This is a genomic window from Comamonas sp. FG99 (assembly GCF_057808605.1).
The window spans coordinates 42263-58188 of record NZ_JBMDII010000008.1; the positions used below are offsets into that span (position 1 = coordinate 42263).

Genomic DNA, 15926 nt, shown 5'->3' on the forward strand with positions numbered 1-15926 from the left:
TCCATGGCGGCACCCAAAGCGAACAGTGCCGCAAAATTAGTTGCAAGGCATACGTTATCGTAGAGTTCGTTGTAGCACCTTAGGCCAGGTTTGAACAGACCAGCAGTCCTACATCCACACTGCGCGTGCAGGTGCACAATAAGAGGGTTGCGGCGCGTGCGCGGGTACAGGCGCCGCTTATGTGCCCCTTACTCGCATCCCTTTCAAGGTGTTGTGCCGTTGCGAGTGCCCATGGCGCTGCAGGCAGTTGAGCGTTGAGGGTTGTGCGTTGAGCGTGAAACCCGCAAAACCCAAAACGCACAACGCACAACGCACAACCTCTTCACTGGGTACAGGGCGCCTATTCAACTCAAGACCTTGAAAGGGATGCCCCTTACTCGCCCTCCAGCCGGGCCAACGAGCGGGCCGCCTTCTGCAGCGCGGGCAGGTACTTGTCCACCGCATCGACCGGCAGACGCATCGACGGCCCCTGCATCGCCACCCCCAGGTGCGACAGCCCGCCGGGCGCCGGCACCAGCACCGCAAAGCACACCAGGCCGGGCAGGAACTCCTCGTTGTCGATGCCGTAGCCGCGCTTCCTGGTGCGGGCCACCTCCTGGTACAGCGCCTCGGGCGTGACGATGGTGTTGGCGGTGTAGCGCTCCAGCGACGCCGCCTCGATCAGGTGCTTTTGCTGGCGCGGCGGCAGCTGCGACAGGAACAGCTTGCCGGTGGCCGAGCAGTGGGCCGGCACGCGCGAGCCCTGCTGCAGGAAGAAGCGCAGCGGCGCCATGGTCTCCACCCGGTCCAGGTACAGCACCTCGCCGCTCTGGAACGCGGTGAGGTTGCAGCTCTCGCCCACCGCCTCGCGCAGCTCGCGCAGCACCGCATGGCGCGCCGCATAGAGGCTGTCGCGCGCCAGCAGGTCGTGGGCGATGCGGCGCATGCGCGGTGCCAGCACGTAGTGGCGCTCGTCGCCGTCGCGCTGCACGATGCCGGCCGACTCCAGCTGCTGCAGCACGCGGTGCACACTGGGCTTGGGCAGCCCGGTCTCGTTGACGATCTCCTGCAGCGTGAAATAGCAGGACATGCGCGCTATGGCCTCCAGGAACAGGAAGATCCGCACCGTCGGCGTCGCGTTGTAGGAGCCGTTGTCGTCGTCGCTGTCGTCCCTGGCCATCTCTTGTCTTTTCATGCGGTGTTGCCTTTTCGGGGTTGATCGTTGCACACAACTCCAAAATCGTAGCTGCCTGCGCTCTAGATTCGTCGATCTCACATGGTTTTATACCCAAAAACCTTGCCCATCAAGCGCTGGCAGCTCTCAAAAATTGCGCCTCGCCGCTGCCGCCGGATACGCCTGGGCACTGGTTCCTAGGATGCAAGCGTACTGGTTCTAGACAAGGCCCTGCATCTTCGTAAAAATGGCTTTGCATGCAAAATGCAGAACATTTTGTTCCATTTTTTAAAGGAGATGCCATGAGTCAAGACCAGCGCAGCGCCGTGCAGGGCGTACAGAAGATGACGCCTTCCGAGGCTTTTGTGGAAACCATGGTGGCCAATGGCGTCACCGACATGTTCGGCATCATGGGCTCGGCCTTCATGGATGCGATGGACATCTTCGCGCCGGCAGGCATCCGGCTGATCCCGGTGGTGCACGAGCAGGGCGCGGCCCACATGGCCGACGGCTATGCGCGCGCCAGCGGCCGCCACGGCGTGACCATCGGCCAGAACGGCCCCGGCATCAGCAACTGCGTGACCGCGATCGCCGCCGCCTACTGGGCCCACAGCCCGGTGGTGATCGTGACGCCCGAGACCGGCACCAACGGCATGGGCCTGGGGGGCTTCCAGGAAGCCAACCAGCTGCCGATGTTCCAGGAGTTCACCAAGTACCAGGGCCATGTGTGCAACCCCAAGCGCATGGCCGAGTTCACCGCGCGCTGCTTCGACCGCGCCATGAGCGACATGGGCCCGACCCAGCTGAACATCCCGCGCGATTATTTCTACGGCACCATCGAGTGCGAGATTCCCAAGCCGATCCGCATCGAGCGCGGCGCGGGCGGCGAAGAGAGCCTGAACGCGGCGGTGGAGCTGCTGTCCACCGCCAAGTTCCCGGTGATCCTGGCCGGCGGCGGCGTGGTGATGGGCGATGCGGTGAAGGAGCTGCAGGCCCTGGCCGAGCGCCTGGGCGCGCCGGTGGCCACCGGCTACCTGCGCAACGACGCCTTCCCCGCCAGCCATCCGCTGTGGGCCGGCCCGCTGGGCTACCAGGGCTCCAAGGCGGCGATGAAGCTCATCGCCCAGGCCGACGTGGTGATCGCACTGGGCTCGCGCATGGGCCCGTTTGGCACGCTGCCGCAGCACGGCATGGACTACTGGCCCAAGAACGCCAAGATCATCCAGGTCGAGGCCGACCATACCAATATCGGCCTGGTCAAGAAGATCACCGTCGGCATCCATGGCGATGCCAAGGCAGTGGCCAAGGCGCTGGTCGAGCGCCTCGCCGGCAAGACCCTGGCCGCGGACGCGACCAAGGCCGAGCGCGCCCAGGCCATCAAGGCCGAGAAGGACGCCTGGGAGCAGGAGCTGGACGGCTGGACGCACGAGAAGGACCCGTACAGCCTCGACATGATCGAGGAGGCCAAGGGCGAGAAGCCCTTCAGCGGCGGCGAGTACCTGCATCCGCGCCAGGTGCTGCGCGCGCTGGAGAAGGCGATGCCGCCGCGGGTGATGGTCTCCACTGACATCGGCAACATCAACTCGGTGGCCAACAGCTACCTGCGCTTCGAGGAGCCGCGCAGCTTCTTCGCGCCGATGAGCTTCGGCAACTGCGGCTATGCGCTGCCGACCATCATCGGCGCCAAGCTGGCCTGCCCCGACCGCCCGGCGGTGGCCTATGCCGGCGACGGCGCCTGGGCCATGAGCATGGTGGAGATCATGACCGCGGTGCGCCATGACATCCCGGTGACCGCGGTGGTCTTCCACAACCGCCAGTGGGGTGCGGAGAAGAAGAACCAGGTCGACTTCTACAACCGCCGCTTCGTCGCCGGCGAGCTGGACAACGAGAGCTTCGCCGCCATCGCCAAGGCCATGGGCGCCGAGGGCATCGTGGTCGACCGGCTCGAGGACGTTGGCCCCGCGCTGCAAAAGGCCATAGACATGCAGATGAACGAGGGCAAGACCTGCGTGATCGAGGTCATGTGCACCCGCGAGCTGGGCGACCCCTTCCGCCGCGACGCGCTGGCCAAGCCGGTGCGCATGCTCGAAAAGTACAAGGACTACGTCTAAGCCGTAGCGGGGCGCCCGCAGCCGGCGCCCCCATCCGAGCCGCCGGGCGCCTGCCGCCCGCGGGGCCGCCCCGACCCCGGTGCATTCCCCTTCCCTTCGAGCGCCCGCATGCGCCATGCCGGGCGCCGGGAGGGGTTGTGCCCCACACTTGCGCGCCTGGCCGAGCACGGCCGCGCGGATGCGACCCGCCAGCAGCCCCAGGCACAAGAGCTGCAGCGAGGAAAAACCTAGGAGACTCCCATGCAAGTCGATTCCTCGACATCGAAACAAGAAGGCTCGGGCGACGCGCTCAAGCACACGCTCAAGCAGCGCCACATGAGCATGATCGCGCTGGGCGGCGTGATCGGCGCCGGCCTGTTCGTGGGCAGCGGCGTGGTCGTCAAGTCGGCCGGCCCGGCGGTGGTGCTGTCCTTCCTGCTCACCGGCTGCCTGGTGATCCTCGTGATGCGCATGCTCGGCGAGATGGCCGTGGCCCAGCCCATCGTCGGCTCGTTCTACCAGTACGCCCGCATCGCCTGGGCCGACCGGCCCAGGGTGGGCGACCTGGCGGGCTTTCTCACCGGCTGGATGTACTGGTACTTCTGGGTCATCGTGGTGGCGCTCGAAGCGGTGGCCGGCGCCGACCTGGTGCGCTTCTGGATGCCCGAATGGCCATCGTGGATCATCAGCCTGGCGCTGCTGCTGCTGCTGACGCTGACCAACCTGTTCTCGGTCAAGTCCTTCGGCGAATTCGAGTTCTGGTTCGCCTCCATCAAGGTGGCGGCGATCGTGGTCTTCCTGTTCCTGGGCACGCTCTACGTCTGCGGGCTGTGGCCCGGCGTCAGTGCCGATTTCAGCAACCTCAGCGCGCATGGCGGCTTCATGCCCAAGGGCATCGTGCCGGTGCTGACCGCGGCGGTGGCGGCCACCGGCTTTTACTTCGGCGCCGAGATCGTCACCATCGCCGCCGCCGAGACCTCCGAGCCGGAAAAGGCGGTGGCCAAGGCCACGCAGTCGGTGATCACCCGCGTGCTGGTGTTCTATGTCGGCTCGGTGCTGCTGGTGGTCTGCCTGATCCCCTGGAACTCGCAGGGCATCGCCACGCCCTACGTGAGCGCGCTGCAGTCCATGGGCATTCCCTATGCGCCGCACATCATGAACGCGGTGGTGCTGACGGCCGTGCTGTCGGCGCTCAACTCGGGCATCTACGCCTCGTCGCGCATGCTGTTCGCGCTCACCCAGCGCGGCGATGCGCCCATGGCCCTGGCCAAGCTCAGCAAGAACGGCGTGCCGGTACGCGCCACCTTGTTCGCCACCCTGTTCGGCTATGGCGCGGTGGTGATGTCCTATGTCTCGCCCGACACGGTGTTCGCCTTCCTGGTGAACTCCTACGGCACGGTGGCGCTGATGGTCTACATCTCGATCGCCATCGCCCAGCTGCGCCTGCGCCGCTACCTGGAGCGCACCGCGCCCGAGCGCCTGCGGGTGAAGATGTGGTGCTTTCCGTGGCTGACCTACCTGGCCATCGCCGGCATGATCGCGATCATGGTCGCCATGGCCTTCATCCCCGAGCAGCGCACCCCGCTGGCCCTGGGCTTCGTGAGCCTGGTGCTGCTGCTGGCGGCCTATGCCGTGCGGGTGCGCTGGGGCCATGGCGAGATGGCCCGCACGCGCCAGCAGGAAGTCCTGCTGGCGGGCCAAAGGAGCAGCCGTGGCTGAAGCGCTCTCCCTGCCCTACCCGGTGGCCGCCGGCACCGACCTGCTGCCGCCCGCGCTGCTGGCCAGCCCGCTGCTGCGCGGGCTGTTCGAGCGGGCCGCGCGGCAGCGGCGCCGCATCGTGCTGTGCGAAGGCGACGACGAGCGCGTGGCCCGCGCCGGCGCGCTGGCCCAGCAGGCCGGCGTGGCCGACATCGTGCTGCTGTCCACCCAGCGCAAGGACGCTGCCGACCCCGCCGGCCTGCAGCGGCTGCACCCCGCGGACCTGCCCGCGGATGAGGCCGAGGCGCTGGCCCAGGCCCTGTTCGAGCTGCGCCGCCACAAGGGCCTGGCGCTGGAGCAGGCCCGGCTGCAGGTGCGCGAGCCGCTGGTGCTGGCCAACCTGATGGTCGCCACGGGCCGGGCCGACGGCTGCGTCTCGGGCGCGGTGCACACCACGGCCGACGTGGTGCGCGCCGCGATCCAGATCATCGGCAAGCAGCCGCAGGCCAGCCTGGTGTCGAGCTTCTTCCTGATGATCACCCGGCCGGGCGCGCTGGCCGGCGCGGGCCAGCAGCCGCATGGGCTGATCTTCACCGACTGCGGCCTGGTGGTCAGCCCCAGCGCGAGCGAGCTGGCGGAGATCGCGCGCGCCGGCGCGCACAGCGCGCGCCAGCTGCTGGGCGAGGAGCCGCGCCTGGCCATGCTGTCGTTCTCGACCAATGGCAGCGCCAGCCACCAGCTGGTCGACAAGGTGCGCGAAGCCACCGCGCTGCTGCATGCCAGCGACCCCGCGCTGAAGGCCGACGGCGAGGTGCAGCTTGACGCCGCGCTGGTGCCCGACATCGCGCGCCGCAAGGTGCAGGGCAGCGCCGTGGGCGGGCATGCCAACGTGCTGGTGTTTCCCGACCTGAACGCCGGCAACATCGGCTACAAGCTGGCCGAGCGCATCGGCGGCGCCACCGCCATCGGTCCGCTGCTGCAAGGACTCAGGCGGCCGGCCAACGACTTGTCGCGCGGCTGCAGCATGGAGGATGTGCTGTGCGCGATTGCGGTGACGGCATTGCAGGCGGGGGAGTAGGAACAGGCTCCAGGGCGGCGGTTTTCGGCAGCTCTTTCCCGATGGCAGGGGCCGGTTTTCGGCCCCTGCCTTTCTATCGCCTTCTGCCGCCTTGCCGCATGAGCCGCATCAGCTCCACCAAGGTGCGCGTCTTGAGCAGCGCATCCGGCTCCACCGGCAGGTTGAGCGGATAGAACGGCGACAGATCCAGCGCAATCCCAATGCCGATGATGTCCACCCCGCCCCACTCCTGCCGGGCCACCACCTCGCGCAGATGGTGTTCGAGGTAGTGCGGTGCATTGAGCTGGTGGGTGGCGGTCTCGGTCGGGCAGCCGTCGGACATGACCAGCAGCACACGCCGCGCCGCGCCTTCACGGTGCAGGCGTTCGCAGGCCCATTCGATGGCTTCGCCATCCAGCCCTTCCTTGTAGATATCGGCCTTGAGCAGGGCCGCGATCTCGCGCCGCGCCCGGCGCGCGCGCATGCCGGCGGGCTGCAGCACCAGGTGCAGCCGGTCGGCCACGCGGCCCGGCTCCGCATCCCGCTGCTTGCGCCACAGCGCCCGGGCCTTGCCGCCGTTCCAGCTCGATGTGGTGAAGCCCAGCACCTCGAAGGGCAGTTGGGCCAGCTCGGCCATGCGGCCCAGCACCATCGCGAACAAGGCCGCCTGTTCGGCATGCGCCTTCATGGAGCCCGAGCAGTCGATGAGCAGCGTGAGCGCGGCATCCACCCGGGCCTGCTCGGCCTCCTGCTTGAACAGCCGCCTCTCGTGCGGCGAGGCCACGATGCGCGGCAGCTGCCGCCCGTCGATGCGGCCCGCCTCCTGGTCGAACAGCCAGCCGTCGCGCTCTTGGCGCTGCAGCGTGAGCGCCAGCTCGCGCGCCAGGCGGCGCACCGGCAGCTGCCAATGGCGCAGGCTGTGCTCCAGCTGCTGCAGGTAGCCGTCGAGCGCGGCGGCGCGCACCAGCTCCGAGGCCACCCGCTCCTGGTCGAAGCGCTGCGTGAACACGCGGTAGCGCTCGGCATCCGCGGCCAGCAGGCGCTGCGCGCCGGCCGGCGCCAGCGGCAGCGCGTCGTCATCGCGCGGCGAAGGATCGAACCAGAGGTAGAACGCGGAAGACCAGCTGCCGCGCCGCGCCTTGCCTGCGTTGCGCTCGCCGCCCTCCTGCGCGGCAGCGGCAGCGAGCGCGGCCACCTCGCGCGCCAGCGCCGCCGAGGCCGGAGCGAACAGCGCCGGCGCGCGCAGGTGCCGGCTCATCGCGTAGAGCGGCCCGCCCAGCAGCGGCGCCAGGCCGGCGCGCGTGCTCTCCATCGTGTCCTGCAGCGGCTCGTCGGGCGCCACGCGGCACAGGCGCGACCATACCGATACGCTCACCGAGAACAGCAGCAGCCCGAGCCGGGTTTCGATGAGCGGCGAATCGTGGTAGCGCCGGCTCCATGCCTCGAAATGGCGTCGCAGGTTGTGTGCGCTGCCGGGCAGGGTCTCGGGCGCCAGCGCTTCGACCCGCAGATGCTCGAACCATTCGTAGAGCATGCGCGCCAGCACGGTGTCGGACGTGGCCTCGGGCGCATGCCGCGCATGGGCCGCCGGATCGCCCAGGCGCTCGCGCAGCGCCAGGCTGTCGGCAATCGCGCGGTAGGTGAGCAGGCCGTCTTCCTCGCCGCTGAACAAATGCGGCGGCAGCCAGGCGATGGGCTCGCCGCCGCGCCAGGCATGGGGCGCGCGAAAGCCCAGCGCCGGGTTGCCGGCCAGCGCGCGCAGGGCGGCGGCGCTGAGGTGATCGAGCTTTTGCTGGCGGCGCGCGCGCGCCGGCGGGCTCAGCGGCGGTGCGGCCGCGGCAGTGGTGGATTCAGACATGCATGCCTCCTGCGTATGCGCGGCCCGTCAGGCCGCCGCCGGCAAGCGGCCGCTGTGCGGGCCGTGGGCGCAGGATTCGGCCAGCTCCGCATCGAAGCAGCGCTGGAAATACTCCGCCACCACGATGCGCTCCTCCTCCTCGCATTTGTTGAGGTAGGTGAGGCGAAAGGCCTGCGCCACGTCCTGGAAGAAGCGCAGGTTCTCGGCCCAGGTGATCACGGTGCGCGGCGTCATCAGCGTGGACACGTCGCCGGCGGCAAAGCCCGCGCGGGTGAGCGCGGCCAGCGCGATCATGCGCTGCACCGTGAGGCGGCCGCGCTCGTCACCCAGCTCGGGCGCATGCGCCAGCACGATGCGCTCCTCGACCTCGGGCCTGAGGTAGCTCAGCTGCACCACCAGGCTCCAGCGGTCGAGCTGCGCCTGGTTGAGCCGCTGCACGCCGTGGTACAGGCCAGTGGTGTTGCCCAGGCCCACGGTGTTGGCGGTGGCGAAGATGCGGAACTGCGGGTGCGGCAGCAGCACCCGGTTTTGCTCCAGCAGCGTGAACTGGCCGTCCTTCTCCAGCAGGCGCTGGATCACGAACATCACATCGGGCCGGCCGGCGTCGTATTCATCGAACAGCAGCGCCATCGGCTGGCGCAGGGCCCAGGGCACGATGCCGTCCTGGAAGCGGGTGACCTGCTGGCCCGCGTCGAGCACGATGCTGTCCTTGCCCACCAGGTCCATGCGGCTGATGTGGCCGTCCAGGTTGACCCGCACGCAGGGCCAGTTCAGGCGCGCCGCCACCTGCTCGATATGGGTGGACTTGCCGGTGCCGTGCAGTCCCTGGATGAGCACGCGGCGGTTGTGCTCGAAGCCAGCCAGCAAGGCCAGCGTCACCTCGGGATCGAACTGGTAGTCCGGGTCCGGCGTAGGCGTGAGATCGCTGGGCTGCGCCAGCGCGTGGACCTGTAGCGAAGAGGCAAAGCCGAACACTTCATCCACTCGGACGAGTTGCACGGGCGAAAGGCTGGAGCAGTGGGCGGGGGCGGTCATGGGCAGGGGCCGGGCGTAACCGGTGTGGCGTCGACAACAAAGGCGCCTCAATCGAGGACGGTTTTAATTTTAAAAAAACGAGACAAAAAAGTCCAATAAATGTATTATTCAACCCATCGAAGCCTTGCTTCACCAGCCACAGGCCATCCGCCGCCGCACGCCCCACACCTGTTTCACGAGGCCCCCTATGCCGACTTCCGCCGCCACCCCGTCACGCCTGCCCGCCTGGATGCAGGCCTGGACCGCCCTGATTCCCGGCCTGATGCTGGCCGTCGTCGTGGCGCTGGCGGCCACCTTCGTGTCGGACCACTACGGCGGCCCCAAATTCCTGTATGCGCTGCTGCTGGGGGTGGCGTTCCACTTTCTGTCGGACAATGAGCGCTGCAAGGACGGGGTGGAGTTCGCCGCCAAGAAGCTGGTGCGTTTCGGCGTGGCCCTGCTGGGCTGCAAGATCGTGATGGCCGACGTCACCGACCTGGGGCTGGCCGGCATCAGCGCGCTGGCCTGCGCGGTGGTGCTGACCATAGGCTTCGGCCTGTTCATGGCGCGCGCGCTGGGCCTGCCCTACAAGCTGGGGCTGCTGTCGGGCGGCGCCACCGGCATCTGCGGCATCTCGGCCGCCATGGCCATCTCCTCGACCATGGTGCAGGATGACGAGAACGAGCGCTACACGCTGATGACCGCGATCGGCATCGCCAGCCTGTCGACCACCGCGATGGTGCTCTATCCGCTGTGGGTCAAGACCATGGGCCTGAGTGCGGCGCAGGCCGGCTTGTTCCTCGGTGGCTCCATCCACGACGTGGCGCAGGTGGTGGGCGCGGGCAACATCGTCTCGCCCGAGGTGGCCAAGCTGGCGACGCTGGCCAAGATGTTCCGGGTGGCCATGCTGGTGCCGGTGGTGCTGGTGCTGGCGCTCTATTTTCGCGCCGATGTGGCGGCCTCGGCGGCCCGTGGCGGCAAGGCTGGGCAGAAGGCCAAGCGCCCGCCGGTGCTGCCCTTCTTTCTGGTGGCCTTCATCCTGCTGGTGATCGCCAACAGCCTGGGCTGGGTGCCGCCGGTGGTGCAGCATGCGGCCAACGAGACCTCGGGCTGGGCGCTGGTGATCTCGATCGCCGCGCTGGGTGTCAAGACCTCGTTCGAGAAGATCGTGCAATTGGGCTGGCAGCCGATTGCGCTGCTCATCAGCGAGACCGTCTTTATCGCGGTGTTCATGGCGCTGGTGAGCTGGCTATTGAGGTGAGGCACCCTCGGTGCGGGGCGGCCCTTTCTCGGTGCCCGCACATGGGGCTGCGCCAGTTTCATGGAACATGGGCTGCGCTCGGCGAGGTGAAACAACTGAGATGGGGAGTCCCCTGCGAGGCGCCAAGGAGAACTGAAATGACGGAATACGGGAAGATCGACGGGGCGCTGTGGCCGGCCCTGTGGGCGCCCTACCGGGACCCTTCGCAGTCGCTGCAGACCCAGGTGCGCCGCATGCTGGTGGCGGCCATGCTGGACGGCATGCTGCCGCCTTCCACCTACCTGCCCTCCACCCGCGACCTGTCGCGCGCGCTCAAGGTATCGCGCAACACCGTCATCATCGTCTACCAGCAACTGGTGGACGAAGGTTACCTGTGCGCCGAGCCCCGCATGGGCTACTGGGTGGCCGAGACACTGCCAGGCAAGGGCGCGGGCGCGGCGGCCGCTCCCGCGGCAGCGCCGCCACCGCCGGCCGCCGCCATGCCTGCGCCGGGCAACGGCCAGCCCGACTGGGACACGCGCATCCGCTTTCGGCCCAGCACCCAGCGCAATATCGAAAAGCGCAGCAACTGGCGCAACTACCGCTATCCCTTTCTGTACGGCCAGTTCGACGCCCGCCTGTTTCCGCTGGCCGACTGGCGCCTGTGCTGCCTGCGCACGCTGAACCTGCTCGAATCCTTCGAATGGGGGCAGGACATGTTCCTGCGCGACGACCCGGCGCTGATCCAGCAGATCCGCACCCGGCTGCTGACCATGCGCGGCATCCACGCGCAGGAGGACGAGATCATCGTCACCGTGGGCTCGCAGCAGGGGCTGTACCTGCTGGCCGACCTGCTGATGGAGCCGGGCGTGTGCGTGGGCATGGAAGACCCGGGCTACCCCGATGCGCGCAACATCTTCGTGCAGCGCCGGGTGCACCTCACCGGCCTGGCGGTCGACGAGGAGGGCGTGGTGGTCAACGAGCGCATGCGCGGCCAGCAGTATGTGTACGTCACGCCCAGCCACCAGTGTCCCACCTCGGTGACGCTGAGCATGCCGCGGCGCCAGGCCCTGCTGGCCATGGCGCGCGAGTCCGACTTCGTGGTGATCGAGGACGACTACGAGACCGAGGACGGCTGGGCCGGCGAATCCATCCCCGCGCTCAAGAGCATGGACCAGAGCGGCCGCGTGATCTACATCGGCAGCATGTCCAAGAGCCTCGCGCCGGGCCTGCGCATCGGCTACGTGGTCGCGCCGGCCGAGCTGGTGCAGGCGCTGCGCGGGCTGCGGCGGCTCAACATCCGCCACCCGAATGCCTATGGCCAGCGCGCGCTGGCCCTGTTCATCGGCCTCGGGCACCACAACACCTTGCTGCGCAAGCTGGCGGCCGAGCATGCGCTGCGCGCCGCCGCGCTGATACAGGCCATGCAGCGCCACCTGCCCGACTGGCATGCCGGCGCGGTGAGCGGCGGCTCGGCGCTGTGGGTGCAGGGGCCGCCCGGCCTGGACGCGCGCCGCCTCAGCGAGGTGGCCGAGCGCCATGGCGTGCTGATCGAGCCCGGCGACGTGTTCTTCATGAGCCCGCTCGAAGGCCACTGCAGCGCAGACCATGCGCGCTTTTTCCGCATGGGCTTCACCTGCATCAGCGTGGCCGACATCGAGCCAGGAGTGCAGGCGCTGCGCTGCGCCTACCTCGAACTGCAGGGCAGCGGCGGCCGCTAGCCAGGGCCTCTGGGCGGCCCGATGGCGGGCCGCGGCGCATGCCATGGTTTACCAGCAGGCCGCGCAGGTGGTACCAAAAATTGCAGAAGGCTGGACCTAAGCGTATTGCAGGCCAAGGCATACGCTGGCAGCCATCGCATTTTCATTTACCACCGCACGGAAGACACGCATATGCCATCGAACCAATCCCCCGAAATCCAAATGCTGGTGGCCTTCAACCAGGCCTGGAACGATCACGACATCGAGGCGCTGATGGGCTTCATGGCCGACGACTGCTCGTTCCACGCCGTGGGCGGCCCCGACCTGCTGGGCCTGACCTACACCGGCCGCGACGAGGTGCGCAAGGGCTTCGAGGCCGCCTGGCTCAACTTCCCCGATGCGCAGTGGCTGGACGGCGACCACTTCATCTGCGGCAACCGCGGCGTCTCCGAATCCACCTTCGTGGGCACCGCCAAGGACGGCAGCCGCGTCGAGGCCCGCATGGTGGACGTGTTCACGTTCCACAACGGCAAGATCGCGATCAAGAACGCCTTCCGCAAGAGCCGCCCCGCGCAGCCCGCCCGCTGAGGCCGCATCGCCCTGCTCCAACGCCACGAGAACCGCGCGATGCCCGACTACACCACCTCCCCGTCCCAGGCCACGCCGGCCCGGGACAGCTACGACCCCGCCTATGATCCGCTGCTCGACCCGTCCCCGGGGCGCGGCCGCGACTATGCCCCGACCTACTGGATCGGCACCGCCGGCGAGCCGCCGCCGGACGACGGCCCGGTGCAGGGCGACATGGATGCCGACGTGGTCATCATCGGCTCGGGCTTCACCGGGCTGAACGCAGCCATCGCGCTGGCCCGCGACCACGGCATCAAGGCCGTGGTGCTGGAGGCCAACCGCGCCGCCTGGGGCTGCAGCACCCGCAACGGCGGCCAGGCCCAGTGCGCCTCGGGCCGCCTGTCGCGCTCGCAGTGGATCGCGCGCTGGGGCATGGACACCGCCCAGCGCATGCACCAGGAATGCGTCGATGCGATGGACTATTTCAAGCAGATGATCGCCGACATCGACTGCGAGCAGCAGCCCGGCGGCCACTGGTACATCGCGCACAAGCCCAGCGTGATGCCCAAGCTCGAAAAGGAAGCCAGGCTGCTGCGCGAGACCTTCAACTACGACGCCCGCATCTACGACGCCGCCACCGTGCGCCGCGACTGGGTGGACGATCACGAATGCGCGGGCGCGATGCACGAGCCCGAGGGCATCGGCATCCACGCCGCCAAGCTGGCCTTCGGCTACCTGAAGAAGGCGCGCGCGCTGGGTGCCCGGGTGCATCCGGCCAGCCCCGTCATCGGCTGGGAGACCAAGGGCGGCATCCACCACCTGAAGACCCCCGGCGGCACGGTGCGCGCCCGTGCGGTGGGCGTGGCCACGGGCGGCTACACCTCGCAGACGCTGCACAAGGAGCTGAAGAACCGCCTGCTGCCCATCCTGTCGAACTCCATCGCCACGCGGCCGCTGACCGACGCCGAGATCCGGCAGGCCGGCATCCGCACCACGCAGTTCTTCACCGACACCCGCGTGCTGCGCCACTACTACCGGCTGATGCCCGACCGCACGCTGCAGATCGGCAGCCGCAGCGCCATCACCGGCCGCGCCGCGCCCGAGCGCAAGTACGAGGACATGCTGGTGCGCGACCTGCACCGCAAGTTTCCCTCGCTCGCCCATGTCGAGGTGAAGTACTCGTACTGGGGCTGGGTGGACGTGAGCCACGACATGATGCCGCGCATCGTGCAACCCGACGGCCGGCAGTCCATCTACTACGCGCTGGGCTATGGCGGCAACGGCGTCATGTACTCGGCCCAGGCCGGCCGGCGCCTGGCCATGCTGATAGCCGGCAAGCCCGATGGGGCGTTCGACCTGCCCATCTTCCAGGACCGCCTGCCCTTCCCGAACGTGCGCGAGATGGTGACCTCGGAAGTCTTTGCGCCCTTTCGCCGCTTCGGCCAGCGCTTTCTCTACAAGTGGTACCACCTGAAAGACGAGGTGCTATGACAGCTACGCCCTGAGCTCCCGCCCCCCGTTTCAATCATCCCCCTATTCATACATCAGGAGACAAGCATGGGATCGACCAAACGCAATCTGTTGCAAGCCATGGCCGCCGCAGCCGCCATCACCCTGGCCGGCGCGGCGATCGGCACCGCGCATGCCCAGCCCAAGACCGTGACCTTCGCGCACCAGGACATGCAGGTGCCGCTGCGCCTGGTCATGGAGTCCGGCGAAGTCGAGAAGGCCACCGGCTACAAGATCAACTGGCGCATGTTCTCGGGCGGTGGCGACGTCATCCGCGCCATGAGCTCGGGCGACGTGCAGATGGGCGAGGTGGGCTCCAGCCCGCTCACCGCCGCCGCCAGCCAGGGGCAGGACATCAAGATGTTCTGGGTCTCGGCCGACATCGCCGATGCCGAGGCGCTGGTGGCCCGCAACGGCACGGGCATAGCCGCCATCAAGGACCTGGTGGGCAAGCGCGTGGGCGTGCCCTTCGTCTCCACCGCGCACTACCAGCTGATCGCGGCGATGAACAAGGAAGGCGTGGACGCCCGCAAGGTGGACGTGCTGAACATGCGCCCGCCGGAAGTGGCCGCGGCCTGGGAGCGCGGCGACATCGACGCCACCTTCATCTGGGACCCGGTGCTGGCCAAGGTCAAGGCCAAGGGCAAGGTGATCGCCACCTCGGGCAGCATCGGCAAGATGGGCTTCCCCACCTTCGAGGCCATCGCGGTCAACGCCAAGTGGGCGGCCGAGAACGAGGCCTTCATGGTGGCCTTCGTCAAGGCGCTCAACCGCGCCAGCGCCCAGGTGCGCGACAACCTGGCCCGGTGGACGCCCGACTCCCCCGAGATCAAGGCCGTGGCCAAGTGGACCCGCGCCGACCCCAAGGACGTGCCCGCGGCCATGGCGCTGTACCGCTTTCCCAGCGCCGAGGAGCAGCTGACGGCCACCTGGCTGGACGGCGGCGTGGCCCAGGCCATGGGCAACACCGCGGCGTTCCTCAAGTCGCAGGGCCGTATCCAGGAGGCCAAGCCCAGCTACGCCGGCAACGTCACCGACATCTACGTGCGCAAGGCCCTGGGCCAATAAGAGCCGCTAACACAACCCTTGATACGTCGTTGCTCCGCCTTGTCGTACTAGCGTACTGCCTGCGGCTTCGCGCCTCGTCTCAACCGCAAATCTTCGATTTGCTGGGTTGTGTTAGCAGCTCTAAGGCCCGCATGTGGCGGGGCCTCGCGCCCCGCCTCCCGATCCCCATTTTTGGAGAGGAGGCTAGCACCGTGCCTCAACTGGAAATCCGCGACCTCACGGTCAACTACGAAGTCAAGGGGGGCACGCTGCAGGCGCTCGCCCCGGTCAACATGAGCATGCAAAGCGGCGATTTCGTCGTCGCCCTGGGCGCCTCGGGCTGCGGCAAGACCACGCTGCTCAACTGCATGGCGGGCTTTCTGGCCCCGTCCACCGGTGCCATCCTGCTGGACGGCCAGCCGGTGAGCGGCCCCGGCGCCGATCGCGGCGTGGTGTTCCAAAAGCATGCGCTCATGCCTTGGCTGAATGTGCGCGACAACGTGGCCCTGGGCCTGCGCCTGCGCGGCGTGGACGCCAGCACGCGCCATGCCATCGCCGAGGAAAAGCTTGGCCTGGTGGGGCTGCAGAAATATGCCCAGCGCGCCGTGTACGAACTGTCGGGCGGCATGCAACAGCGCGTGGGCATTGCGCGCGCGCTGGCCAACGACCCGGCGCTGCTGCTGATGGACGAGCCCATGGGCGCGCTCGACGCCTTCACGCGCGAGCAGGTGCAGGAGATTTTGCTGCGCGCCTGGAAGGCGACGCAGAAGATGGTGTTCTTCATCACCCACTCGGTGGAGGAGGCGCTGTTCCTCGCCACCCGGCTGATCGTGATGAGCCCCAGCCCCGGGCGCGTCTCGCATGTCTACGAAGACCTGCCCTTCTCGCACGAGTTCCTGGACACCAACGACGCGCGCGCCGTCAAGTCGCGCCCGGACTTCATCCGCCTGCGCGAGGAAGTGCTGGGCCTGATCCACCACCGGGAGAAGTGAC

At 68.2% G+C, this 15926-nt stretch carries 12 protein-coding genes; 9 read left to right on the forward strand and 3 right to left on the reverse strand.

The genetic code is table 11. From position 1 onward, the window contains the following. Nucleotides 1-373: 373 nt before the first annotated feature. Nucleotides 374-1174 (reverse strand): IclR family transcriptional regulator, encoded by an 801-nt coding sequence (locus ACODRX_RS07395; RefSeq protein WP_488870606.1) that lies wholly within the window; start codon nt 1172-1174, stop codon nt 374-376. A gap of 281 nt (nt 1175-1455) precedes the next feature. Between ACODRX_RS07395 and xsc the strand changes: the two genes are divergently transcribed. The 3 genes from xsc to pta all read left to right on the forward strand — a co-directional run bounded on the left by xsc (nt 1456) and on the right by pta (nt 6019). Continuing rightward, nucleotides 1456-3264, forward strand: coding sequence for a sulfoacetaldehyde acetyltransferase (xsc, locus tag ACODRX_RS07400; protein ID WP_488870608.1), 1809 nt, complete (start codon nt 1456-1458; stop codon nt 3262-3264). Nucleotides 3265-3504: 240 nt separating this feature from the next. After that, on the forward strand, nt 3505-4962 hold the full coding sequence (locus ACODRX_RS07405; RefSeq protein ID WP_488870610.1) for an amino acid permease: 1458 nt from the start codon (nt 3505-3507) through the stop codon (nt 4960-4962). A gap of 70 nt (nt 4963-5032) precedes the next feature. After that, on the forward strand, nt 5033-6019 hold the full coding sequence (pta, locus tag ACODRX_RS07410; protein ID WP_488870746.1) for a phosphate acetyltransferase: 987 nt from the start codon (nt 5033-5035) through the stop codon (nt 6017-6019). Nucleotides 6020-6092: 73 nt separating this feature from the next. Here pta and ACODRX_RS07415 read toward each other — a convergent pair whose 3' ends face one another. Together ACODRX_RS07415 and ACODRX_RS07420 are read right to left on the reverse strand one after the other, a co-directional pair. Beyond that, entirely contained in the window at nt 6093-7856 is a 1764-nt protein-coding gene (locus ACODRX_RS07415) for a cobaltochelatase CobT-related protein (protein ID WP_488870611.1), read from the reverse strand. A gap of 27 nt (nt 7857-7883) precedes the next feature. Continuing rightward, the gene (locus ACODRX_RS07420; RefSeq protein WP_488870612.1) at nt 7884-8891 is read right to left on the reverse strand and encodes an AAA family ATPase; all 1008 of its coding nucleotides are present in this window, start codon (nt 8889-8891) and stop codon (nt 7884-7886) included. Nucleotides 8892-9078: 187 nt separating this feature from the next. On the opposite strand from ACODRX_RS07420, the gene ACODRX_RS07425 reads away from it, so the two are divergent. From ACODRX_RS07425 to ACODRX_RS07450, 6 genes are all read left to right on the forward strand, one after another. Next, nucleotides 9079-10131, forward strand: a complete 1053-nt coding sequence (locus tag ACODRX_RS07425; RefSeq protein WP_488870613.1) for a YeiH family protein — start codon at nt 9079-9081, stop codon at nt 10129-10131. Nucleotides 10132-10268: 137 nt separating this feature from the next. Continuing rightward, nucleotides 10269-11831 carry an aminotransferase-like domain-containing protein gene (locus ACODRX_RS07430; protein WP_488870614.1) on the forward strand — a complete coding sequence of 521 codons (1563 nt, stop codon included), beginning with the start codon at nt 10269-10271 and terminating at the stop codon, nt 11829-11831. Between the two features lie 171 nt (nt 11832-12002). Next, nucleotides 12003-12398, forward strand: a complete 396-nt coding sequence (locus ACODRX_RS07435) for a nuclear transport factor 2 family protein (RefSeq protein WP_488870616.1) — start codon at nt 12003-12005, stop codon at nt 12396-12398. 39 nt (nt 12399-12437) lie between these two features. Then, nucleotides 12438-13868 (forward strand): NAD(P)/FAD-dependent oxidoreductase, encoded by a 1431-nt coding sequence (locus ACODRX_RS07440; RefSeq protein ID WP_488870617.1) that lies wholly within the window; start codon nt 12438-12440, stop codon nt 13866-13868. A gap of 66 nt (nt 13869-13934) precedes the next feature. Continuing rightward, on the forward strand, nt 13935-14954 hold the full coding sequence (gene tauA, locus ACODRX_RS07445; RefSeq protein WP_488870618.1) for a taurine ABC transporter substrate-binding protein: 1020 nt from the start codon (nt 13935-13937) through the stop codon (nt 14952-14954). A 191-nt stretch (nt 14955-15145) separates the two neighbouring features. After that, the gene (locus tag ACODRX_RS07450) at nt 15146-15925 is read left to right on the forward strand and encodes a taurine ABC transporter ATP-binding protein (protein ID WP_488870619.1); all 780 of its coding nucleotides are present in this window, start codon (nt 15146-15148) and stop codon (nt 15923-15925) included. Nucleotide 15926: the final 1 nt, after the last annotated feature.

Coding starts and splice junctions, on each gene's coding strand:
- ACODRX_RS07435 (WP_488870616.1), top strand. CDS start 12,003: ATGCCATCGAACCAATCCCCCGAAATCCAAATGCTGGTGGCCTTCAAC.
- ACODRX_RS07425 (WP_488870613.1), top strand. CDS start 9,079: ATGCCGACTTCCGCCGCCACCCCGTCACGCCTGCCCGCCTGGATGCAG.
- ACODRX_RS07440 (WP_488870617.1), top strand. CDS start 12,438: ATGCCCGACTACACCACCTCCCCGTCCCAGGCCACGCCGGCCCGGGAC.
- tauA (WP_488870618.1), top strand. CDS start 13,935: ATGGGATCGACCAAACGCAATCTGTTGCAAGCCATGGCCGCCGCAGCC.
- ACODRX_RS07395 (WP_488870606.1), bottom strand. CDS start 1,174: ATGAAAAGACAAGAGATGGCCAGGGACGACAGCGACGACGACAACGGC.
- ACODRX_RS07415 (WP_488870611.1), bottom strand. CDS start 7,856: ATGTCTGAATCCACCACTGCCGCGGCCGCACCGCCGCTGAGCCCGCCG.
- ACODRX_RS07405 (WP_488870610.1), top strand. CDS start 3,505: ATGCAAGTCGATTCCTCGACATCGAAACAAGAAGGCTCGGGCGACGCG.
- ACODRX_RS07430 (WP_488870614.1), top strand. CDS start 10,269: ATGACGGAATACGGGAAGATCGACGGGGCGCTGTGGCCGGCCCTGTGG.
- ACODRX_RS07420 (WP_488870612.1), bottom strand. CDS start 8,891: ATGACCGCCCCCGCCCACTGCTCCAGCCTTTCGCCCGTGCAACTCGTC.
- xsc (WP_488870608.1), top strand. CDS start 1,456: ATGAGTCAAGACCAGCGCAGCGCCGTGCAGGGCGTACAGAAGATGACG.